We start from the raw sequence: 830 nt of genomic DNA on the forward strand, positions 1-830 counted from the left end.
ATCTTCAATTTATTGCGCTGTCGATTACAGAAAACAAACAAGTGCCCATTACAGGGCTCTTGTCGCAAGCTATAAGCAACAATGTTACTCAAACCATCTATCGACTTGCGCATATCAGTGATGCCGCATATCAAAGTGACATCAAGCCGGGTACTGTTATTAAACATATTGTCCTCCTATAAATCAGAAGAACAATGATGGTGGCTGATAGCTAAAATATGAAGGTGCAGTTTGTCGGACGCTTACATTTTAAAAAAGGCTACGGCTCTCTTGATGTCAGACTCACTGAACAGTTCTCGTTAGTCGAGAAACTCAGGAAGAGCCATAGCGTAAAGCGGATTTGTTCAGTATTTAGTATTCACCGCAGCAGTTACAAGTATTGGCGAAGCAGACCYATCACCATTGATTCGAAGCAGATAAAGTTGCACAGCATGGTGCGGGAGGCTTATGAAGCCAGCAATGGGTCAGCGGGTGCCAGAACCCTGGCTGATATGGTGACGACAGCTGGCGTGAGATTGACGCGCTATCGTGCCACAAGGCTGATGAAGAAGCTGGGGCTAGTGAGCTGCCAGGTGCCGCAACATCGCTACAAAAAGGCAGACAAGGAGCATRTCGCCATCCCTAATCTCCTTGACCGCCAGTTTGCTGTGACGGCTCCCAATCAAGTGTGGTGTGGCGATGTGACCTATGTGTGGACAGGAAAACGATGGGCTTACCTTGCCGTTGTTCTGGACTTGTTTGCACGTAAACCGGTGGGGTGGGCGATGTCATTTTCGCCCGATAGTGCGCTAACAAGCAAGGCACTAACCATGGCCTTTGAGGCGCGAGGA

At 48.4% G+C, this 830-nt stretch carries 1 protein-coding gene and 1 pseudogene; both read left to right on the forward strand.

Annotated elements, in window-relative coordinates; translation table 11 throughout:
• The coding region (locus L1D47_RS20875; RefSeq protein ID WP_239884345.1) for a hypothetical protein at positions 1-182 on the forward strand (182 nt) is incomplete at its 5' end.
• A 69-nt stretch (positions 183-251) separates the two neighbouring features.
• Positions 252-830: pseudogene (locus L1D47_RS20880) on the forward strand (IS3 family transposase); the annotation flags it as partial.

Origin of the sequence: Shewanella sp. Isolate7, from assembly GCF_022398425.1 — a bacterium.
Classification (GTDB): domain Bacteria; phylum Pseudomonadota; class Gammaproteobacteria; order Enterobacterales; family Shewanellaceae; genus Shewanella.